Annotated in this window: 21 protein-coding genes; 1 reads left to right on the top strand and 20 read right to left on the bottom strand. The window is 30.0% G+C overall.

All coding sequences use genetic code 11. The features are described from left to right. The 4 genes from gltA to T483_RS0123655 all read right to left on the bottom strand — a co-directional run. Positions 1 to 1247: NADPH-dependent glutamate synthase (gene gltA, locus T483_RS0123670; protein WP_026889048.1), on the bottom strand; the 1247-nt coding region annotated here is incomplete at its 3' end. Beyond that, positions 1247 to 2137 carry a sulfide/dihydroorotate dehydrogenase-like FAD/NAD-binding protein gene (locus T483_RS0123665; RefSeq protein ID WP_026889047.1) on the bottom strand — a complete coding sequence of 297 codons (891 nt, stop codon included), beginning with the start codon at positions 2135 to 2137 and terminating at the stop codon, positions 1247 to 1249. The genes gltA and T483_RS0123665, both read right to left, overlap by 1 nt. A 25-nt stretch (positions 2138 to 2162) precedes the next feature. After that, positions 2163 to 3218, bottom strand: coding sequence for an NAD(P)-dependent alcohol dehydrogenase (locus tag T483_RS0123660; protein ID WP_026889046.1), 1056 nt, complete (start codon positions 3216 to 3218; stop codon positions 2163 to 2165). Between the two features lie 349 nt (positions 3219 to 3567). Beyond that, positions 3568 to 5466, bottom strand: coding sequence for a sigma-54-dependent Fis family transcriptional regulator (locus T483_RS0123655; RefSeq protein ID WP_026889045.1), 1899 nt, complete (start codon positions 5464 to 5466; stop codon positions 3568 to 3570). 822 nt (positions 5467 to 6288) lie between these two features. Here T483_RS0123655 and T483_RS0123650 point away from each other — a divergent pair. Then, the gene (locus T483_RS0123650) at positions 6289 to 7884 is read left to right on the top strand and encodes an NHL repeat-containing protein (RefSeq protein ID WP_026889044.1); all 1596 of its coding nucleotides are present in this window, start codon (positions 6289 to 6291) and stop codon (positions 7882 to 7884) included. Between the two features lie 440 nt (positions 7885 to 8324). Here T483_RS0123650 and T483_RS0123645 read toward each other — a convergent pair whose 3' ends face one another. From T483_RS0123645 to T483_RS0123580, 16 genes are all read right to left on the bottom strand, one after another. Continuing rightward, on the bottom strand, positions 8325 to 8663 hold the full coding sequence (locus T483_RS0123645; protein ID WP_026889043.1) for a hypothetical protein: 339 nt from the start codon (positions 8661 to 8663) through the stop codon (positions 8325 to 8327). 287 nt (positions 8664 to 8950) lie between these two features. Then, positions 8951 to 10789, bottom strand: a complete 1839-nt coding sequence (locus T483_RS0123640) for a PAS domain-containing sensor histidine kinase (protein WP_026889042.1) — start codon at positions 10787 to 10789, stop codon at positions 8951 to 8953. Positions 10790 to 10930: 141 nt separating this feature from the next. Next, positions 10931 to 11071: a cyclic lactone autoinducer peptide gene (locus T483_RS30695; RefSeq protein WP_080697131.1), complete on the bottom strand. Its 141-nt coding sequence runs from the start codon at positions 11069 to 11071 to the stop codon at positions 10931 to 10933. 26 nt (positions 11072 to 11097) lie between these two features. Continuing rightward, on the bottom strand, positions 11098 to 11739 hold the full coding sequence (locus T483_RS0123630) for an accessory gene regulator ArgB-like protein (protein ID WP_026889041.1): 642 nt from the start codon (positions 11737 to 11739) through the stop codon (positions 11098 to 11100). Continuing rightward, on the bottom strand, positions 11740 to 12192 hold the full coding sequence (locus T483_RS0123625) for a hypothetical protein (protein WP_026889040.1): 453 nt from the start codon (positions 12190 to 12192) through the stop codon (positions 11740 to 11742). It abuts the gene before it with no gap. A 433-nt stretch (positions 12193 to 12625) separates the two neighbouring features. Continuing rightward, the gene (locus T483_RS0123620) at positions 12626 to 14620 is read right to left on the bottom strand and encodes a methyl-accepting chemotaxis protein (RefSeq protein ID WP_026889039.1); all 1995 of its coding nucleotides are present in this window, start codon (positions 14618 to 14620) and stop codon (positions 12626 to 12628) included. A gap of 720 nt (positions 14621 to 15340) precedes the next feature. Then, complete coding sequence (locus tag T483_RS0123615; protein ID WP_026889038.1) at positions 15341 to 15997, bottom strand: 3-oxoacid CoA-transferase subunit B; 657 nt, start codon at positions 15995 to 15997, stop codon at positions 15341 to 15343. Beyond that, positions 15997 to 16653 (bottom strand): acetate CoA-transferase subunit alpha, encoded by a 657-nt coding sequence (gene atoD / locus T483_RS0123610; protein ID WP_026889037.1) that lies wholly within the window; start codon positions 16651 to 16653, stop codon positions 15997 to 15999. The genes T483_RS0123615 and atoD overlap by 1 nt, the downstream gene beginning before the upstream one ends. 44 nt (positions 16654 to 16697) lie before the next feature. Beyond that, positions 16698 to 16997 carry an AtuA-related protein gene (locus T483_RS0123605; RefSeq protein ID WP_023975780.1) on the bottom strand — a complete coding sequence of 100 codons (300 nt, stop codon included), beginning with the start codon at positions 16995 to 16997 and terminating at the stop codon, positions 16698 to 16700. 4 nt (positions 16998 to 17001) lie between these two features. Then, entirely contained in the window at positions 17002 to 18357 is a 1356-nt protein-coding gene (locus T483_RS0123600) for an acyclic terpene utilization AtuA family protein (protein WP_026889036.1), read from the bottom strand. A 383-nt stretch (positions 18358 to 18740) separates the two neighbouring features. Beyond that, positions 18741 to 19034: a hypothetical protein gene (locus T483_RS32295; RefSeq protein WP_242841920.1), complete on the bottom strand. Its 294-nt coding sequence runs from the start codon at positions 19032 to 19034 to the stop codon at positions 18741 to 18743. Further along, positions 19024 to 19845, bottom strand: a complete 822-nt coding sequence (locus tag T483_RS32290) for a citrate:proton symporter (RefSeq protein ID WP_242841919.1) — start codon at positions 19843 to 19845, stop codon at positions 19024 to 19026. The genes T483_RS32295 and T483_RS32290 overlap by 11 nt, the downstream gene beginning before the upstream one ends. Before the next feature lie 3 nt (positions 19846 to 19848). Further along, positions 19849 to 20028 carry a hypothetical protein gene (locus T483_RS32285; protein WP_242841918.1) on the bottom strand — a complete coding sequence of 60 codons (180 nt, stop codon included), beginning with the start codon at positions 20026 to 20028 and terminating at the stop codon, positions 19849 to 19851. 452 nt (positions 20029 to 20480) lie between these two features. Continuing rightward, on the bottom strand, positions 20481 to 21821 hold the full coding sequence (locus T483_RS0123590) for a sigma-54 interaction domain-containing protein (RefSeq protein ID WP_347460383.1): 1341 nt from the start codon (positions 21819 to 21821) through the stop codon (positions 20481 to 20483). A gap of 141 nt (positions 21822 to 21962) precedes the next feature. Continuing rightward, positions 21963 to 22178 carry an efflux RND transporter permease subunit gene (locus T483_RS0123585; RefSeq protein WP_278247483.1) on the bottom strand — a complete coding sequence of 72 codons (216 nt, stop codon included), beginning with the start codon at positions 22176 to 22178 and terminating at the stop codon, positions 21963 to 21965. A gap of 3 nt (positions 22179 to 22181) precedes the next feature. Further along, positions 22182 to 23729, bottom strand: a complete 1548-nt coding sequence (locus tag T483_RS0123580) for a DHA2 family efflux MFS transporter permease subunit (RefSeq protein ID WP_026889033.1) — start codon at positions 23727 to 23729, stop codon at positions 22182 to 22184. Between the last annotated feature and the right edge of the window lie 4 nt (positions 23730 to 23733).

Here is a 23733-nt window from a genome sequence, read left to right as displayed (position 1 = left end):
ATACATCTTCTCTTATTAATTTCTAATCCTTGAGTTGTTGATGAAATTAACGGATTTGGTGATGTTCCAAGTGACATTATTACAGTATCTACATCCATAACAAATTCTGAACCTGGAACTTCAACTGGACTTCTTCTTCCAGATGCATCTGGTTCTCCAAGTTCCATTCTTACACATTTCATTCCTTTAACCCATCCATTTTCATCTACTAAGATTTCTGTTGGATTAGTTAATACGTCAAAGTTTACTCCTTCTTCTTTAGCATGATGTACTTCTTCTACTCTTGCTGGAAGTTCTGATTCACCTCTTCTATAAACAATATGGCTTTCAGATCCAAGTCTTAAGGCAGTTCTTGCTGCGTCCATAGCAACATTTCCTCCACCTACTACTGCAACTTTTTTACCAGATCTAACTGGTGTGTCGTATCCTTCTACTGCTGCTTTCATTAAGTTTACTCTTGTTAGAAATTCATTTGCTGAGCATACTCCATTTGCATTTTCCCCTGGTATTCCCATAAATCTTGGGAGTCCTGCTCCTGAACCTATAAATACAGCTTTGAATCCTTCATCTTCAAATAATTGATCTATAGTTATAGTTCTGCCAACTATAACATTAGTTTCTATTTTAACACCAAGTTTCTTAATGTTTTCAACTTCATTTTTAACTACTTTTTCCTTTGGAAGTCTGAATTCTGGAATTCCGTATTCTAAAACTCCTCCTGCTTTATGAAGTGCCTCAAAGATAGTTACTTCATATCCCTTTTTAGCTAAATCTCCAGCACAAGTAAGTCCTGCAGGACCACTTCCTATAACTGCAACTTTAATTCCATTTTTAGGTTCTGTTGCACTTAAGTCAACATTATGTGCTGCTGCCCAGTCTGCTGTAAATCTTTCAAGCTTACCAATGGATACTGAGTCACCTTTTATTCCTAAAACACATTTTCCTTCACATTGCCTTTCCTGAGGACATACTCTTCCACAAACTGCTGGAAGTGAGCTGTATTTTGAAATTTCTTTTGCAGCTTCTTCAAATTTTTCATCTTTAACATGAGAAATAAATCCTGGTATATTAATTGATACTGGACATCCTTCTACGCACTTAGGATTCTTACAGTTTAAGCATCTAGAAGCTTCTTTAGTTGCTTCTTCTTCGTTATATCCAATACAAACTTCTTCAAAGTTTGCTGCTCTAACCTTTGGATCTTGTTCTCTTACTGGTATTCTAACTAATCTCTCATTCATGTCCATTATTTATCACCTCTGCAACCACAGCCACCGTGACTATGAGTATTTCCTTCTTCACCTTCTAACTGTGCTTTTCCTTCTTCTGTTTTATACATAGCTTGTCTTCTCATTGATTCATCGTAATTTACTAAATGTCCATCGAATTCTGGTCCATCAACACAAGCAAACTTAACTTCTCCTCCAACGGTAACTCTACAAGCACCACACATGCCTGTACCATCAACCATTATTGGGTTTAAGCTTACTGTTGTTGGAATTCCTAATTCCTTAGTTAGCATAGAAGTAAATTTCATCATTATCATTGGTCCAATGATAATTGCATGATCATATTTCTTACCTTGATTATTAATTAGCTCTTTAAGCATATCTGATCCAGTTCCCTTAAATTCATACGAACCATCATCAGTTGTTATATAAAGATTTCCAGCAGCATTCTTTAATTTTTCTTCATATATTAATAAATCTTTGTTTCTGCTTCCTAAAATAACATCCACTGCTATTCCATGTTCATGCATCCATTTTACTTGTGGGTAAACTGGTGCTGCACCAACTCCCCCTGCTACAAAGATGAAATTCTTTTTCTTTAATTCTTCTATATCCTCATGTATAAATTCACTTGGTACACCTAATGGTCCAACAAAGTCAGCTACATGATCCCCTTCATTAAAAGCAGCTAACTGTTTTGTTCCTTTTCCTACAGTTTGAAAAACTATAGTTACTGTTCCTTTTTCCTGATCATAATCTGCTATAGTTAACGGAATTCTTTCACCTTTTTCATCATTTTTTATAATAATAAATTGTCCAGGCTTTGCAGATTTTGCTACTCTTGGAGCTTCTATATCCATTGAGAATATATTGTTTGTTAGCTCCTTTTTACTAACTATCTTGTACATGTATAATCCTCCATGATCTATTATGTTATAATATAACTACTGCTTTAATTAAGTCTTTTGGCTTGTCTTTCATTAATAACAGTGCTTCTTCTATGTGATCAAATCCATGATATACATGTGTAACTAATTTACTTAGATCAACACGATTATATACTACCATATCTCTTAACATTTCTGCTCTCAAACGTCCCCCTGGACAAAGACCTCCTTTTATAGTCTTGTGAGCCATTCCACATCCCCATTCTACACGTGGTATTAGTAAAGCATCTCCACTTCCATGATAATTTATATTAGAAATTATTCCTCCTGGTTTAACCATAGATACTGCTTGGGATAATGTTTCAGAACCACCGCCTGCCATAATTACGCGGTCAACGCCTTTTCCATTCGTTAATTTCATAACTTGATCAACTATATGACCATTTTTATAATTTAGAATATCTGTCGCTCCATAAAATTTTGCAGTCTCAACACAAACCGGCCTGCTCCCCACTCCAATTATTCTACCTGCTCCACGTAATTTAGCACCTGCTATTCCCATTAAACCAACAGCTCCAATGCCAATTACCACAACACTTGAACCCATTTGAATATCTGCAAGTTCTGCTCCATGAAATCCAGTAGTCATCATATCTGTTATCATAACCGCATTTTCTAATGGCATGTCTTTAGGTAGAATCGCAAGGTTCATATCCGCATCATTTACATGAAAATATTCACCAAAGACTCCATCCTTGAAATTTGAAAATTTCCATCCTGCAAGCATACCGTTTGAGTGCTGTTGAAAACCAGCTTGAACTTCTAAAGATCTCCAATCTGGAGTTGTACAAGGAACTATAACTCTGTCACCAGGTTTAAAATCCTTGACTTCACTTCCTACTTCAACAACTTCACCTACAGCTTCATGCCCTAAAATCATATTCTTCCTATCTCCAAGAGCTCCCTCAAAAACAGTATGTATATCTGATGTGCACGGAGATACTGCTAATGGGCGTACAATAGCATCATATGAACCCGCAACTGGCCTTTCTTTTTCGATCCATCCTAACTTATTAATACCTAACATTGCAAAGCCTTTCATAAAATATGTTCCTCCTTAAAAATATTCCTTTAATAGCCTAAATACATTGTTAAAAAATTATTTTTTAAATTTGTTTTAGATTTATATAATATATTTAAGCAAATACTATGCCAAAATATATTATTTTGAACATATTATGAAGTTATATTATCACTATCTGCCTGTTTACAGCTATTTCAATAGATATATAATATAAGCTTTCATAAGTAATAATATTGTTATTCATATTTATCCAGAAATACTGTTGAAAAAAGCAACATTTATATTTCCAATAACTGTCGCATTTTCCACCAGTGTTGTATTTTCATACATATTTCAAATTATTGATTGTTAAAAAATATCCATAAAATCATCTGACTCTTATATTATATTTTTTTATTTTTATATATAATGTACTTCTGTTTATTCCTAATATCCTACAAGCTTTAGAAATATTCCCTCCGCATTGATCTATACAAATTGAAATTGCTCTTTTTTCAAGTTCTTCTAATGAACACATATCATATTCCAAATTTACATCACTATAATAATTGATATCTTTTTTTATTGTTCTATTTTCAAAACTAAATGAAGTATTTCCATCCATATTTACAATATTCTCAATGCAATTCTCTAGTTCTCTAACATTCCCTGGCCATCCATAACTTAAAAGATTCTCATATATGTTTCTTCTTATTTCTGGAATAGGTTTTCCTAATTTATCTGCCTTTATTTTTAAAAAATGTTCTATTAAAATTCCAATATCTCCAGTTCTTTCTCTTAAGGGTGGGACATATATTGGAATCACACTTAATCTATAATATAGGTCTTCTCTAAAATTCCCGTTTTCAATTTCTTTCTTTAAATTTTTATTTGTAGCCGCAATAATTCTTACATCTACATCAACACATTTGTTCCCACCAATTCTAGTAATACATCCTTCCTGTAGAACTCTTAATAGATTTACCTGCATGTCTAGTGGCATTTCACCTATTTCATCTAAAAACAAAGTTCCTCCATTTGCAAGTTCAAATTTCCCTGGACACCCTCCTCTTTTAGCTCCTGTAAACGCCCCTTCTTCGTATCCAAAAAGCTCACTTTCTATTAAGCTCTTAGGTATAGCTCCACAGTTTATTGCCACAAAACTTTTACTTCTCCTATTACTATTATTATGTATTGATTGGGCAATAAGCTCTTTTCCTGTTCCACTTTCTCCTTGAATAAGAACTGTAGAAGGACTATTTGATATGCTCTTTATTTGTTCTTTCAATCTTTTCATAGCTTCGCTTTGACCTATAATATCATCAAAAGTATACTTGGCAGTTCTACTTATATACTTATTAACTAGATTGTAAACATTTTGAATGTCTTTAAATATTCCTACCATACCAGTAATATTCGAATTTTTATCTTTAATAGGATATACATTTATATTAAATCTCTTCTTTTTATCTGAGTACATAATTTCTTCATCCTCATAGGATTGTCCATTTCTAAGACGCTGAAGTATATGCTTCCAGCTATCTAAAACTGTATCTACGTTTTTATTTATTACATCTTCTTCATTTATATGTAACATATCGCAGGCGCTCTTATTTATAGCTTTTATTATTCCTTTCGTATCTACCGCAAAAATGCCTAGATTTACTGAATCCATAATTTTATTTAAATATTGATATGTTTTAACTAATTCATTTTGTGTCTTTTTAACTTTCAAATGATTTTCAATAGATTTTACTGCTGCTACTACAAGACCTAATGTATGTGGATGAGCTAATTGACGGCGTCCAGTTAAATTGAGGCACCCAATTATATTTCCATCCTCGTCATGAACGACCGCCGAGGAACAAGTCCAGATCTGAAAAACTTTTATAAAATGATCCTCTCCAGAAATTTGAAGAGAAATATTTTCAGCAATTGCAGTACCAATTCCATTAGTACCAGCACTTTCTTCACTCATATCAGCACCCTCAATAATGCCCATTTGAATTTGATCCCTAATTATACCTTGGTCACCAATAATAGTTAAAACCACTCCATTTTTTTCCGTAAAATATAATGAAAAACCTGACCCTTTCAAAAAATTATATAATATCTCCATAAATGGTCCGGCTATTTCTATTAATGCCTTGTTTTTTTGTATAATAACATTAAATTCTTCATCTCTAAGAATTTTAGATGGACATGGTATATCTATTTTTATACCATAATTACTACATCTTTTATGTGACTTCTTTATTATTTCATTATAAGTATATCTTCTGAGCATTTAATATTCCCCCATACTGTTTTATTATATAAAAATAATAAAATCCAAATCTATTATACTGATTTAAAAACTATATTTTCACGTCAAATACAAGCTTTTATTTGTTTATTGATAGTAGCTGATATAAAAATCAGTAGCTAGATCCTTAATTACTACTGTTATTATATTATGTTGTCTATTGACATAAAAGGAATAAGGAGAATAAAGATTTCTCTCTACTCTCCTTATACTGGAATTCTTAAATAAATATTCAACCCATATTACCAACTGCTACAATCAAATTATAACATATTTTAACAAAAATGTAACCTATTTTTTACACAGGATTTTTATTTATCTATATTTATTCTGATCAATATTTCTAAAAAAATAAGGAATTCAAGGTTTCAATGTCATTCAAATAATTCCTTTAACTCTAAACATGAATATCTTTTAAATCGATCTGAAATATATTCTGAATTTAAGTAAGCCTTTGAACTTAGTAGTGATTTTCAAATATAAAATACATACAAAGTTCGAAACTAAACTTCACAAAAAATATATTTTTTTAGCATAATATAACATATTTTTTAATTCTTTCTTGATTGAATTTTTTATTATTGATATAATAAGGCATTATTGAAAAAATAACAAGTCAATACACCTATCTATTTGTACTTGCTATTTTCTTTTATATGCCTAAAGCCAATTTTTGAAAATAGAATAACTTTATATTTACTCAATATATATCTAAAAAGCCATATTATGAATATATATATAAAACATGCTTAAAATTAGAAGTTATGTGTATTGAAGATTTTTTAACATTATGGAGGTAATAAAATGACATATATAGCTATTCTTTTGGTTGTATTAAAATCTCACCCAGTGCTGAGTATTTGGGGATGTATTCTTTTTGGTATTATTAGTCAGTTTGCTTTCCCCCAAAAAGCTAGATTCCATTTATCAAAATTTTCTATAGTCTTTTTTGTGATTATCATTGCTAATATCTTTGTAGGACATTTTTTAACCAATATGATTATTGACAATTTTGGTGAAAAGGGAGAAGCTATGATTGTAGATAATTCGCCAACATCAGATCAATACAATAATGAAAGAGTTTATCACTATAATGTTATGATTAAACCTGAGAATGATAGCAATGCTATTTCAACTTACTTTTTATCATCAGATTTCAATATTGTTCATAATGATTCACTTAATAGATACTACTATCCTTCAACTGGAGTTAAGTTTAATGTAAAATATATAAAAGCTTATCCAAAAGCTTTTGTTATTATCGCCAATGATGATAGTGAATATGGCAGACAACTTCAGATTAATAAGTATTCATCAGAAAAATCTAAGATAGAGAACCAACTAAAGATGGATCCTGAAAACTCTGATCTTAAAGAAAAACTTAAGGAATTGGACAATAAAATTCAATCTATTATTGATAGCAATAGTGGTAATACTAGTGAAAACGCAACAAAGCTTCAGCTTAATAATTATTTAGCAGAAAAATCTAATATAGAAGATCAATTAAAACTGAATCCTGAAAACTCTACTCTCAAGAAAAAGCTTGAAGAGTTAAACATAAAAATTCTTTCTGCTAATAACAGTAATTTTGCTGGAGAATTAGTCGCTATATTCGGAGGAAAAGGTACAGATTCTGGAAAATTAAATGACGCAAGATATATTACAGTAGATTCTGATAATAATGTTTGGATAGGAGATTACACTGATGGTAGGATTCAGCAGTTTAATAACTCTGGTGAATTCATTAAGATGATTCAAATAAATGGAGATCAAAATGATTCTAAACTAATTAAGGGATTAGTTGCAGATATGAATGGAAATTTATACGTCTCTTCTGGTAGCACTATTCAAAAATACAAAACGGCTGATGGTAGTTTGTCAGCAACTTTTAAGGGAAATGATTATTATGGTCCCTTAGCAGTTGATAAGGATAATAATATATATTTACTAACTTCTTCTGCAACAGAAAATACCTTATTTAAGCTAAACTCTGATGGATCTATACTTGCCCATTTTAATAATATTATAAAGAAAGCTAATAAAAATGATCCAGGTATGAATGCTGATTTGGCATTAGATAGTTCTGGTAATATTTATATCTTTAGTGAATATAGCCAAAAGATATATGTATATAATTCTAATGGAGATTTCATTAAATATTTAGATTTAAAGTTTAATACTCAAGATACCAATATTGAGGCAATTTCTATAGATAATAATGATAATTTATATATAAAAAGTTTTACTGGAAATTATAAATTTGACCTTAATGGCAATTTACTTAATGTTTTACCTAATAAAAATTCCTATAGTACTGATGTGGATTCAAACGGCAATATTTATATGTCAGATAATGATGATATATTTGAATATAATCTAAATAATCCTATACAGAAATAGATCATGGAATTACTATACTAAGCTTTAAGTAATTTTCAATTATAAGTAGTGCAAGCTTTTCATTATATTCGAACATAATGAAAAACTTCACTTAGTGATGAATAAATAAAGAGATAGCAGGGATGATCCCCCATTCTTCCTGCCATCTCTTTTCTGTATATTAAATTTTATATTTTTCATCATTCCTATGTATATAATTTTTATATTGCGTCAATAATTATTTATTGTAGAAAGCATAATTACTTAATCTCATAAAAATAGAGGATAGTACTTTAAAACAGTAGCACTACCTCTATTTTTTGTACTTTTAACATAATTTAATTTTTACTACGTAATTATAAGAATATTACGTTTAAAGTATAGTCTTGAAGTTATATTATTAAATACTGAATATAAAAACAATAAGTCAAATTACTAGTATACAGGCGTGTTATCTCCGACTACTTAACTGGTCTTGGAGCTATATATATTTCTGTTTTACCGAGTACTACAAGTTTATTCTTTGGTTGCAGAGGTACTAAATTAAAACTTTTTATGCTTGGTGATAATCGTAAAGATTGCAGTATAACATAATTTTCATCAAAAACAAGTATATAAGCATCTTCTGTTGAGGAAACATTTGTAATATTATAAAGATTCTCAGGTGAAACCTGGAGATCAGCTACTGTATAAACGCCTTCTTTCAAAACATTAGTAGAAAGTTTAGCAAAAGTTGTAATTCCAAAAAAATTAATTAATAAACATATAAAAATTAAGAATAAAAAAGTAAATCTCTTCATTACACACCTACCTTTCAGATATATTTTGTGTAACAAATATCATAATATTCAAGTACGTTTTCAATTTATAAATAAAATCATAGAGTGATAATTATTATTCGCAGTCTTCATCATTATAAACGATTTATATCATATATTGTAAGCGAAAAACTAGCAATAGTTAGTTAGCGAAATTTTCTTATTGGCACTTTCTTATTCCTTAAAGACCTTAATTCTATAAATAAAAAAGAATGATCTACTAGGTTGAATAGACCATTCTGAAGACTTTAAAACTTCCTAACATATTTTTAACATTGTAGCGAGTAAATATCTGAAAACTCTATTTCTATTTTTTCTACATTAGTCTTAAAAAGAAGTTTATCTTCCTCTTCTTCATTTTCAACTAACTTCGCTGGCAATTCTATTATAAATTCACTACCTTGCCCTTCAACACTTGCAACACTTACTTTTCCTCCATGCATTTCAACAAAAGATTTAACAAGATATAATCCTATTCCAGTTCCCTCGCATTTTCTTGAAAGAGTGTTGTCCACTTGACCAAAACGTTCAAATATGAAATTAAGTTTATCTTCTGGAATACCATCCCCTTCATCTTTTACTTTAATTATAACGCTTGTTTCTTTATCTATAAAATCCACATAAATATGACCATTAGAATGGCTATATTTAAGAGCATTTGATATTAAATTAAGCATTATACGTTCCATCATATCATAGTCAAATCCCATAATTTTTTCCTCAACATTAGTATCAAATATAAGCGTTATATCTTTATCATTGACATAAGATGCTATGGATTGAGTAATATCTTCAATGATATTTACAATGTTGCCATTTCTTTTTTTTAGCTTAATAAATCCAGAATCAGAATTTAACTTAGTCGTATCTAAAAAATTGTTTATTATTCTAATCATTCTTAGACAATTTTGTTTCATTGTCTTTAAATACGATTTACATTTTTTTGAGTCACCTAAATTGTAATCATCTAAATAAATCCTTATAGTTTGAATAGCTGAATAAATAACATTAACGGGTGTCTTAAGCTCGTGAGACATATTAGTAAAAAAATTCATTATAAGATTGTTAAATTCTCTTGATTCATTAAGTAATTTTAAATTTTTTTCTATATCTTCTTGTAAAGACTCAACTTTCTTTTCAGATGTTATATCTCGTAAAAATGTCAAAACTGATGGTTCTCCTTTATAAGTAAAAAAAGATGATGTATTAAGCACTGGAATTAATTCACCATCACAATTTAATATGTTTTCCTCACTTGCAATCTTTACATACTTGTTATTGCTAATACTTGAGTACTTTTTCTTAATATCTTGGATAAGTTCCAATAGATAATGATTATAAAAGTTCTCCCCCTTTAATCCTAGTAATCTAGTTGCACTTGCATTAGCATATATGACTTCTCCATTTCTATGTACAATAATTGAATTTACAGAATTTTCAAACAACATATCATAGCAAATTTTATTATTTAGTAATAGAGCTTCCATCTCTTTTCTTTGATTAAGCTGTTCTTTTAATTTGCTATTTAATTGTTGTAGTTTTTTTTCAGTCTTTATTTTATTATTTGATTCTATAGTTACATACTGGCCCAAAATCCATGCAACAAATATAAATATAATGCAAACCATTAGATCTCTTTCAAATTGAATATTAATACCATCAATTTTAGTTTCATAAAAAACATCTAAAGTAAGTATAATTGTATCTACAATAATAGAAGATATAACCCCATATTTCAAACCAGTTTTAATAACCGTTAAAATAATAATTAACAGAAATATTAATTTAAATTCTATTTCATAAGAATGAAGTAAGTACATTGGTAAAAAAATAAAAAGCGCAAGAAATATTACTTCAATAAAATATGCTATTTTAGAATCTTTTACAATTTTCACTATTTTTGAACTTATAAATAATACAAATCTGTTAAACAAAAGAGCACTAACTACAAATAATGTAATTATGCATGAATTGTAATAATCATATATTGTAGATTTACTCAAAAGATTTTTAGATAAATTTTGATATATCATTATGCTAACAAAAAATACTATTGTAGTTTTAATAAGTGAACTTATTGAATTATCATTTTTATTATTTATTTTCATTTTATATCCTCCAGATTATATAACATATTTGCTAATAAACGTATAAATCCAATTCATAAAGTTTTAAGACAAAAATCACAGATTTATTCTTTAAAACAGATAAAATCTATGCTTTTTGTCTTAAAATCTTCTATACTTTCTTTATTTGTCTTTTTTTAAACATTTAGGTTCTTTAGGTTGAAATAATCCTGCCCAGCAAGCAGATGCAGATACAGATTCAGCGCTTATTTTACACACCTTTGTAGCAGCAGTAGCAATAATTTTTTTTACTTTAAACTTCATAATCTCCACTCCTTTTCCATAATAACTCAAAATGGTAATAAAGAATCAATTTTATGTAAAAATTTAATTGCAGGCTTAGTAAGAGTAAACGATTGCCATAATATGCCAAGACTAATACATTCAAAAATCTTTATATAAACCAAGTTCGCTGATATCTTAAAAATTAATAATACTATAACCATCCCAATTGAGAAAATTAAAATTGTTACTATAGAGCCACGTTTAAGACGCTGTCTCATTTTATTACTTGTTATAGGCTTATTTTCAGTATCTACAGGTGCTTTTCTAATTATTATATAAAGGGATATAGCAATACATAATATACCAATAACTGTTATCTCCCATACGCTTTGCTTGCATAATATCTTACTAATTAATAAACTAGAACCTATTGATATTGCACTGCCTAAAAAAAGGCAACGACCTGGAGATGATGCATGTGCTCCACCAGAATATTTCTTTAATATACTTACGGTGATAGTAAATACTAATGCTTCATAAATAACACCAAAAATGACCCCCGTTACTATTGTCAATAAAAAACTTATCAAAGTTTGAATTAAATTTATAGCTCCATATATAATTACTTCTTCAGTATCATCATTAAAATCCAATATACATCTAGTTTCTTTTCCAATATTAGCTGCTATTTTTTCAATTAATGACATCTATTTTACCTCCCTCTTTCTAAATAAAAAATTGGTTAAGTAAATTAATAAAACAAATAATAATAGAGATGGTGACAACAATAACGATTCTACTCCAGGTATTTTAAATTGAACTTCAATATTAACATTTAGTATTTTCAATACAAGCATATTAAAAAACTCACTAATTACAAGAAGTAACATCATTAATAAAGAATTGCGAATAGCAATATCTATTGAAATCCCAGTAATAATTAGAAGGCATATAGTAAATATATTATTTATGATTATATGTACTCCAAAATGTATTGGCAATAATCTCACAACATAGACTTCTATAGCTATTAAAACGCAATAAATAATATGTGTCTTTTTATTTATTACTATATCGGAAATTGTGCAAATTCCCCAAATAAATATAAATTCTTCTGGTATAAGTCTAATAAAAAAGTCTATCCAAGTAAGGCTAAGCATTCCGTTCCTCTTTTCTTCAAATTTATATATATTTATGAATCAAAGTAACATTTTCTTATATAATTTACAATATACTCCTTTTTATAATAATGTAAATACAAATAACACAAAACGTACAAATACTGGAATAAACGGAAGTTTATTTAAAAAATATAGATATAAATAAGCATCCATTAATGTGCCTTTAAACGACAGGAAAATTGATTGTTCAAAATAATTATTAAATATATTTTATTGTTATTTTGATTATCTTTAATGAATATTTCTCAATGTTCTGCAGATAATATAATTGTTCAGACTCAAACACAAAAAGAGATAGGAATTCCCCCATTCTCCCTGCTATCTCTTTTCTATACATTTAATTCTATTTTTTATCTTAATTCTTTAAACAACTTAGAGCCGTATATAATATTATTTATTTATAAAATCTTTTTTAAACTTTGAATCTATTTACTTCTTCTATCATTTGATTTGTCATATTACTAAGAATTTGTGCTGAAGAAGCCACTTCTTCTGTTGATGCATTCATTTCCTCTGATGATGCCGAGATCTCTTGTGCTGATGCTGAAACTTCCACTGAAATTGAAGATAGTCCATTTATTCTGGTTAAAATAGCATCCTTATCATTTTCTATCTTACCAGCAGAACTCTTAACTACTTCAATTTTAGGAATTACTTCATCTACTGAGTGTATTATCTTTTTAAATGATGTTATTGAATTATCTATAATTCTAGCTTGATTCGCCATTTCACCATCCATTGCAACAGACTCCTTAACTATAGTTTCGGTGTTGTTTGATATTTCATTTATTAATTTGCTAATATTTTCTGATGAACCTTTTGACTGTTCAGCGAGTTTTCTTATTTCCTCTGCAACTACTGAAAATCCTTTTCCTGCTTCTCCTGCTCTAGCTGCTTCAATAGCTGCATTTAATGCTAATAAATTAGTTTGTTCTGCAACACTATTAATCAAACTTGTAATCTCATTTATCTCATTTATATCATTTCCAAGTGATTTTATCTTATCATTAAAATCTTTAAATGAATTACTTACATTTGTTACTGATTGATTTAACCTATTCATTTCAGTGCTACTATCATTTGCCATTAAACTTATTTCTCTAGAATTAGAGTCTACAACTTGTATTTCTCTAACCATTTCGGATAACTTATCACTAAATTCATTAAGAATTTCTGTTATATGTATTAATTCCTCAGACTGATTACTTGTTCCTTTTGCAACCTCAGATATTGCCTCAGTAACATTTTGTGATACATTAGCTATCTCTTTTGAAATAGAAGATAAATTTTCTGATTGCCCGTCAATATTTGAAGAATTTTCTTTTATTTTTTCAATCATTGCTCTTAAAGATTCCTGCATTGACTTCATTGCATTAGTCATGACACCAATTTCATCTTTTGATTTCAAATACTTAGCAGAGATTTCTTCACATAAATTTCCTTCTGCTAATATATTCAAATGTTTAGAAGTGAATTTCATCCCCTTGGAAATACTATTTGAAATCAGATAAATTATAGCTAATCCAATTATCAAAAATACTACCGATGATAATATGACTAAAATTTTCAAGCTGCCTAATTCTGATAGCTGCTCGCTTTGAGTTACTGAAATTCCTACTGACCAGTCAGTCCCCTGTACTGGTGCATACCCTACAATTTTATTTTCTCCCTCATAATCATATTCACCTTCGCCTGTTGCTTTAGTAATCATTTTACTTTCAATGTCTGCTAAATCTTGAATCTTGGGTTCTTTCTTTGCTTCTTCTATAATATTTGACATTTTTAAAACTAAGTCTCTATTACTATTTGCAATAGTTGTACCACTTTTATTTATCATAAAGGCTGTACCTGTCTGCCCAATTTTTACTTGATCCGTTAAATCACTTAATTTATTTCCATCTCGTGTTTCAATTAAAACACCTGAAATTTCATTGTTGTTTTTTATAGGAACTGCATATATAACAACCACCGATCCATCAGTTTTGCTTATAGATGGATCAGTCACATTGCTTTTACCACTTAAAGCTATCTTAAAATATTCCTTATCTTTGACATTAGTATGTGTTCCCTCAGAAGTAGTAACATTTCCCTCCTTGTCTATAATACTTAGTCTAATGCCTCCGGTTCTTTTTACTTCCTCTGAAAGAATCGGAATTTTGCTATCTGCTGAATTATTAGTATCCTTTATATCTGATCTTGCAGCAATAGACTCTAGCGAACTTAACTCGCCCTCAATCCTGCCTTGAATATTACTTGCGGTTTGCTTTGCAATTTCAGGCAAGGTATTTTTCAAATTTGATTTTAATGCCTTTGATGAATTCATAAAAGAAATTATACCTAATCCTATACATATAATTCCAACTAATATTCCAAAAGACATCATTAATTTCATTTTTATACTTTTCATAGTGTCCACCTTTCCAAAATTGTTAATTTAAATTAACTTTAATCATAATATACATTTTTGTATACTACAATCTAATGATTAATCAGGAAATAAAAACATTTCTATAAATTCAAATATTCACTCTTAATTATTAACTGTTAACCGCTTCTAATATCTCCATTTATTTCATGATTTAATTATTAAGCAATTATAATGCCAACTTTTAGCTTAATGTTTTCAAGCTTAGATATATAGCTATACCACTTACAAGTCGAACTTAATTCTTAGAGATTATTATTCTAATATTTCAGAATAATTTTCAACATAATAATTACATTTCCCTTCCCAAGCTACTAAAATCAACAAAATAACTTATTCTAAAAAATTAGAAGTTTATAATTAAATTTCTAATTTCTTAGAATAAGTTAATAATATTTTTATAGGCTTTATTAAACATAAAAATTACCTCCATTTATTTGGAGGTAATTTGCGATGAGAAAAATACTTTTCATTATATATTAATCAGTTATTTTCTAACTACTTAAAATATTTAGAGATAGGATAATTTAAAATTTACATTACAGTTATTAAATAACTTAATTAATCATGATAAATTCTGCATAATTTACGTGTTTTGTTTCTTAACTATAGCAGTTCCAATTCCCGCTTCAAGCACACCTTAAATTATAACTTCTAAAAATACTTATATTCTTAGTTATTTGTAACATTCTTTCATGAATACTACTGCATTTTACATAAATCATTAGCAATAATAAGCTCCGCCTCTGTAGCTGACTTAATTTCTTCAATTGTATATTTAGGATTATATTCTTTTAACACAAGTCCACTATTTGTAACTTCCATAACCCCCATTTCTGTAACAATAAGGCTAACTTTCCCTACTGCTGTAAGTGGTAATTTACAATCTTTAAGTATCTTTGGCAACCCTTTAGCTGTATGAGTCATTGCAATAATAACTTTTTTTGCACCACTTACTAAATCCATTGCACCTCCCATCCCAGGAACCATTTTCCCAGGAACCATAAAGTTTGCTAAATTACCTTTTTGATCTACTTCCAAAGCACCTAAAACAGTTGCATCTACATGTCCACCTCTAATTATCCCGAAAGAAGTAGCACTATCAAAGAATGCAGCACCTGGTTTTATTGTAACTGGTTGTCCGCCCGCATTAACAATATCTTTATCCGTTTCTGCTTCTGCAGGTTCTGAACCTAAACCAACAAAACCATTTTCTGATTGCAAAACTACATTAACACCTTTTGGTATATAGTTAGCAACCATAGTTGGAAGCCCTATTCCTAAATTCACTACATCCCCATCTTTTAATTCCTTCGCGATCCTCTTTGCAATAAATTCTTTTACATTTTCCACTGCCATTAGTTTTTACCTCCAACAATGTAATCTACAAATATTCCAGGAGTCATTACATGATTGGGATCTAATTCTCCAGCCTCAACAATCCTTTCAGCACCTGCTATTACTAAATCAGCTGCTGTTGCCATTAATGGATTGAAATTTCTTGTAGAACCTTTGTAAAAAATATTTCCCTGTGTGTCTGCAATAGATCCTCCTATTAATGCTATATCCGCTCTCAATGGCAATTCTAAAAGGTATTCTTTATCTTTTACTTTTAATTTCTGCTTTCCTTCTTCGCAGATAGTTCCAACACCTGTTTCTGTCAGAAATCCACCTATACCTGCACCACCACACCTAATTTGTTCTGCTAATGTTCCCTGTGGCACTAAATCTACTATTAACTCTTTATTGTTCATCTGCCTTCCGGTTTCAGGATTAAGGCCTATATGAGATGCTATAACTTTTTTTACTCGTTTGTTTACAATAAGTTTTCCAATTCCCTTATCCGGCAATCCTGTGTCATTTGCAATAATTGTAAGGTTTTTCACCCCTTTTTCAAGTATTGCATCAATTAATATTTCTGGAGTCCCTACTGCCATGAATCCTCCTATCATTACCGTCATATCATCTTTTATAAACTCAATAACTTCACTAACACTTTTAATTTTATTAGCCATACCTCTTCTCCTTTGCTAATAATTATAATATTGAAAATAACTTTCTATATCTCCATATCCAGTAAGACTGAACTTAAACTCTTACCATGCATATCTAGTGATAATGATCTTGTTACGCCTCCACCTAATGCATCATACATAACGAAGTTTAATGCACCAATATTAGGTAATTCATATCTTACAACTTCTCCATGTACTATGTCTTTAAACCATTCTTTTACTTTATCTGTAGTCACTTTTTCTTTTATCACTTTATAATCTTCAGCTTTATAAGCTATAAGTGATATATTCGAAATATTTCCTTTGTCGCCTGTTCTTGAATGTGCAATCTCTCTTAATTTCATTTTTCTATACCTCCTCGTAAACTACTTTTATATTTATATCTTCACTTGGTACAAATATAGAAGCTACTGATACAATTTCTTTAACACCTTTCCTTGCTCCACCGCCTCCAGCTGGACCATTTGTATAAAGTGCCTCAACTTCATTTCCAATTATTGCTGCGTCTTCTTTTTTCAATGTTCTTCCAACAACTCTAAGTCTTACCTCTTTAAAATCATTCTTTCCTTCATTTAGATAATTACTTAAAGAATCTTTGTATAGCGAATTTACCCCAATCAGATCTACTCTTAACTCTTCAATTGGTGCATTTATATACTCTAATCTCTTTTTGATTATCTCTCCAGCTAACACAGCTCTTTCATAGGCTCCTGAGCCACCATAGCTCATTTCCCCCTCACCAATATAGCAATCTTTATAACCTACACTAGTTTTAAATAACCCAGTTTGCGCTTTCCCTCTTGCACCCTTTACTAAAACTCTATCTTTTTCAATTTCTTTAATAGTTACTTTTGAGAAGTCTGCTATAACATCTGGTGTAAAATAATTTTCCGGATCATGAATTTCATATATTATTTGTTCTTTACAAGTATCCTCTGTAACGATTCCACCTGCATCTTCAAGTTTTGTAATTACTATTTCGCCATTCTCTGATATTTCTGCTATTGGGAAACCTAAGTTCCATAGTTCTGGTACATCCTTATATCCTGGATCAGCATAATATCCACCAGTCACCTGTCCTGCACATTCTAATAAATGTCCCGCTAAAGTCCCTTTACCTAGAAGCTCATAATTATTCTTATCCCATCCAAATTCGAACATTAATGGTGCTAAAGTTAGTGATGGATCAGCAACTCTACCGGTTATTATAATATCTGCTCCGTTATTTAAAGCCTCTATTATCCCCTGAGTTCCGATGTACGCATTGGCAGAAACTATTTGCTCTTTTATAGCTTCCAATTTTTCTCCTGTTTCAAGTATTTTGTAATCCATATATTTATCTATATTTCCGAAAATGTCATCTCCAAGAACTGCCGCAATTTTTAATCCTTCAACCCCTAATTCTTTTGCAATTTCACTTACTTTTTTGGCTGCCGCCACTGGATTTGCAGATCCCATGTTTGTTATAACCTTTATTCTATTCTTTTTGCATAGAGGCACCACATGTTTCATTCTATATTCAAGCAGTTCATTATATCCCTTGCTTGGATCCTTCAATTTTTGTTGTTGTCCTATTGCTATTGTTCTCTCTGCTAAACATTCAAATATTATATAATCAAGTTTTCCCTTTTTCATAATCTCTACTGCTGGTTCTATTCTATCTCCTGCATAACCAGCTCCTGAACCTATTCTAACTTTTTTCACTTTAATGACCTCCTTATTGTCAATAATTTATATATTAGTATACATAGCAACTATTGTGCCAAATCTGCAATTTTGTAAATTTACCTAAGGTACTATTCTCAGAATATTATATTGAGGAATATGTAGCTTTCTAGGCAAAGTTTTATTTCTAAAATACTAGAAATAAAACTTTATTAACCGCCCTCTACCTTATATGAATCCATCCAATCATTACAGCATCACTTGAATTTCTAGAATTTAAGAATTATTAGTACTACTTTCTAAAATTCTAGATTCCTTAACCACTTCTTAATAGATTAAATCATTTTACAAATTCCACTTAAAACTCAATTAAAACTAAATAATTATAATCTTAAAATATAATACTTTATTAATACATATGCTTAGAATTTAATTACCCCTATGAGTACCGCCGTTATTAGCATTACAATTGTTATTGCAAAAGCATAAGGTATTGTTTTTTTCTGATGCTCTCCAAGCTCTACTCCCGAAAGCCCTATCAATAAGAATGTTGAACCTGTAAGTGGACTGATTGGAAATCCCATTGTCATCTGTCCAAGTAATGCTGCTCTTCCTATTTCTATGGCTGGAACACCAAATCCTTTTGCAGTTTCTGCAATTACTGGTAACACTCCAAAATAAAATGAATCTGGATCAAATATTAAACTAGCTGGCATTCCTATAGACCGCAAGATGTTGTCCAAGCGCATTAGGAACTATAGAAATTAATACTTTAGCCATTGATTCAATCATTCCAGAATTTTGCATAATTCCTACAAATGCACCTGCTGCAAATAATATACTAGACATCAAAAGAGCTTCCTTTGCATGAGCATCAATTCTTTTCCTTTGCTCTTTTACATTTGGATAATTTATAATTAAAGCAATAGTGAATGAAATCATGAATACTGCTGTTGGTGCAAACATTCCTTTTATAAGTATTCCAATTGTAATAATAATAGTTAAAATATTAACCCAAAATAATTTAGGTCTAAAAAGTTTTTGTTTTTCTTCATCAATTATCATTTCACCTATATCAGTATTTAAAAGGTTTTCTTTTCCAATTCTTTCAACCTCCTTCTTAGCTAATCTATAATCTATAAATAATATGAATATAGCACCTACTAGAATAGGTACAAGAAGTGGGTTGAATAATTCTGTAGAAGATACCTTAAGAACAGACATTGCTCTAAGAGGAACTCCTCCCCAAGGCTCCATATTAACAAGACCAGCTGATAAAGCTACCACGGTTGCTAATGTGGTCCTTTTCATTCCTACTGCGTCAAATAACGGAAGTAATGCTGGTATAACTACCAAGAAAGTTACTGCTCCATTACCATCCAAGTGAACAAACATAGATAGAATAGCTGTACCTAATACAATTTTTACTGGATCTCTTCCAACTAATTTAAATATCTTCTTGATAATTGGATCAAATGTTCCTGCATCAGTTAAAATTCCAAAGAATAACGTTGCAAAAATGAACATAGTTCAGGTTGGTGCTATGGATGTAATACCCTTGATTATAAAATCACCTGTACTTTTCCCAAATCCGCCTATTAGTGCTGCTACTGTCGGCACAGCTATTAGCGCTGTCACTGGCGTAGCTTTATTTGTCATTATTAGTGCTAGTAGGATAACTATAGTTATGAAACCAAGTATAGCTAACATTAATAACCCTCCTTTAATTTATATTTTCACTTTTATATATAGCAATAGCTGTGCCAAAATTAATTATTATCATATTTATTTTAGAATATTAAGAAAAATATGAAAAAAAGCACTATTCATATATGTTGAAAACGTTCTTGATTGTTATAGTTAATGCGAATTTCTGCATCTTTAACTTCAAAATTTATTAATATAAAATAAGACCTATTACTCTCATTATTTTTATATTAAATTTAATAAACCGTCAATAAATATTCTAAAATCTTAGAATTACTTTCTGACGGTTTATCAAAAACTAGTTAATTGGTCGTTAATACCTCCAATCCTTGTTATCTTTTTAACATTGTATAGGTTAACATTTTCAATAGATTATAACCCTGTAATTAAGTTTTAAAAATTTATTCTAAAAACTAAGAAATACAAAACGCATAATTTATAATATTTTAGAAATATTATTTTAATTTGTTGTAAAGTGTAGCTAATGAAATTCCTAAAGCTTTCGCGGCCTTCTTTTTCCCTTCAACAGTATCTCCATAAACAGTAATAGCTTCATTTATTACGGAAATCTCTGCATCCTTTATGATTTCCTCAAGAGATTTTAATTTCATAATATTCTTTTTTATTCCCTCTGTCTGAATAATTTTAGGAAGATGTTCGGGATTAATAATATAGTCATCTGTCATATTCGCGGCAAACTCGATAGAATTTTTCAACTCTCTGATATTACCTGGCCAATCGTAATTATATAGCAAATTAATAGCCTCTTCAGAAATTTCAATATTTCTTTTTATTTTATAAGCCATTTGATTTATGTACTTATTTACTAATGGTTTTATATCTTGACGTCTATTTCTTAATGGTGGTATGTTTATTGGAAATATCGCTATTCTGTAGTAAAGATCCTTCCTAAATTTATTTTCTTCTATCATTTTTTCTAAGCTCTTATTAGTAGCTACTATTGTTCTAACATCTATATGTATTTCTTTAAGTCCGCTTACACGCCTAATAGTATTTTCTTGAAGTACTCTTAATAATTTTGCCTGAAGTCCATAATCTAGTTCAGATACTTCATCTAAAAAAAGTGTCCCACCGTTAGCCAATTCAAAAAGGCCTTCTTTTCCTCCTTTTTTAGCCCCAGTAAACGCACCATCTTCATAGCCAAAAAGTTCACTTTCTAATAAGTTACTCTCAAACGTAGCGCAATTTACTGCAACAAAAGGTCCATTTTTCCTATTGCTATATGCGTGTATGGAATTAGCATAAAGCTCTTTACCAGTTCCACTTTCACCAGTAATAAGTATATTAGATTCACTCCTTGCAGCTTTTTGAGACAATTTTTTAGTTTCTTCTGAATTTATATCAACACAAATTATGTCATCAAAAGTATACCTAGCTTTATTCATGCTCTTAACTCTTTTTTCAAGATTACTTATTATTAAATTTGATTTATTTAATTGTTCTGTAAGTTTATATATTTCAGTTATTTCATTCAATATAGAGATGCCACCAATTATTTCATTACTTTCAATAATTGGCACCATATTTACTATATATTCAGCATCTCCTACTTTTCTAGGAACCCTTAATAACTTTTCACCAGTTTTTATTACATGTGGTAGTCTAGATCCTATCCTAACCTCAGACAAAGGTTTTTCAATTATATCTTTTCCACTAACTTCCGTTATCCTTGTATATGCCGGATTAGTATATTTTATAATCCCATCTTTATCAGCTATAAGAACTCCATCATGTAAGGAATCCAATATTATTCTCAACCAATTAGTTATCTCCACCATTCTCACTCCATTTTTTAAAAATATTTGTTAATTTTAATAATATCATAACTCCTTGTCTAAACATAGTTGAATTCATTCTTGATAGTTAAAAGAGACTATCCAAAACCAAATTTTGAATAATCTCTTTTATCTTTTACTTTATAAACTTATATTTCCGCTAATATCTTCTGTTCCTTCTGATTCTTTGGAATAAATCTTCTTTCTAAACTTTCTTTTCAAATCATCAAAAACTGTATACATAATTGGTACTACAAATAACGTTAAAATTGTAGAAGTAACTAATCCACCAATTACAGCTTCTGCCATTGGTGCACGCATTTCAGAACCCATACCCTTAGATACGGCAAGAGTAATTTTTTATCCTTCTGCCACTACTGCCTTTGCTTCTTCCTGTTTACCTTGTTTTAATAAAAGTGTTGGAATTATTACAATAGCCGTTATGATTGAAATTATAAACATTGTCTCATTAAGCGCTTGAAGCTGCGCTTGACTTGCAACTTCACCAAAAATCTTACTTAAAGCAATTCCTTTAGCATCACTGCTTGATATCCCCCCCTTAATAAGTGCGCCTTGAAGAAGTTCAAACAACTTCATGCTATTTTTATTAAAAGATGTAACTTGTGAAGCTAAGTTCGAATAATCAATCACATTTCTATGCTGCATAATACTTGTAATAATTGTGACACCTACGGAAGTTCCTACCTGCTTTACTGTATTAGTTAAAGCAGATGCGTTTGACATTGCCGCTTTTGGTAATCCACTAAAACCTACTGTTTGAACTGGTGCCATAAGAAATCCCACGCCAAAGCCTCTAATCATTAATAGAATCGTAATCTCTGTATTAGCTGTATCCAACGTAATTTTTGACATACTATAGCTGTTAATTCCTATCAAAACCAATGCAAATACAGCAAATAACCTAACGTCAAATTTATTACCAATTTTCCCATATAAAATCATAGATATGGCTGTTGCTATTGCTTCTGGAAATAAAATCAAGCCTGTACTCATTGAATCAAGTCTCCTTATTTGTTGAAGGAATATTGGCATCAGAAACACACCACCATAAAGAGCTAACATTGCAATATTCATGATAATATTACTCATACAAAAGGTGTAATTCCTTAAAAGTTTTAAATCAAGCATAGGTTCTTCAATGAGTAATTCATTCACAACAAATATGATAAGACTGTAGCAACCAACAATCATAAGCACGATATTTTTTATATCATTCCAGTCCAAATCACTTTTCCCAAGTACATAGAGAACGCAGGACATTCCTATACTCGAAGTTAAAAATCCAATAATATCAAATTTCTTTGATGACTTATGTTCTGATTTCTTGAATATGAGTATAGCCATTATTATGGCAGCTATACCAACTGGAAGATTTATAAAAAAAAGAAATCTCCAATTGAAATTTTGAATAATATATCCACCTAAACTTGGTCCTAAAGCTGGGGCAGCCATTACACACATTCCCATTAACCCTATAGCCATTCCAATTTCACTTTTATCAAAAGTAGTCATTAATATTGTCATACCAAGCGATATTATGCAAGCCCCTCCAATTCCCTGGACTACTCTTGCAATTATCATTATATTCTCATTCCATGAAATACCGCATAATAGTGAACCTAAAGTAAATAAAATTAATGCCGTAACAAATACGTTTTTAGTGCCAAATTTATCTCCAAAATAACTCGTTGATGGAATTACAACACCTAAGGTTAGGGTATATGAACTAACAACCCATTGTATTTGATCTATGGATGCATTAAATGTCTGCATCATTTTAGTAACAGAGATATTAATAATGCTGGTATCTAGATTTACCATAAAAATTGCCATAATTACAACGCTCATAATAAGCCATTTACCTGAAGATTCTTTTTTATTTTCCATGCTC

The organism is Clostridium beijerinckii HUN142, from assembly GCF_000621745.1.
GTDB lineage: Bacteria > Bacillota > Clostridia > Clostridiales > Clostridiaceae > Clostridium > Clostridium beijerinckii_A.
The sequence above is the reverse complement of the archived record's forward strand: the minus strand, read 5'-3'. Positions and strand labels throughout refer to the sequence as shown.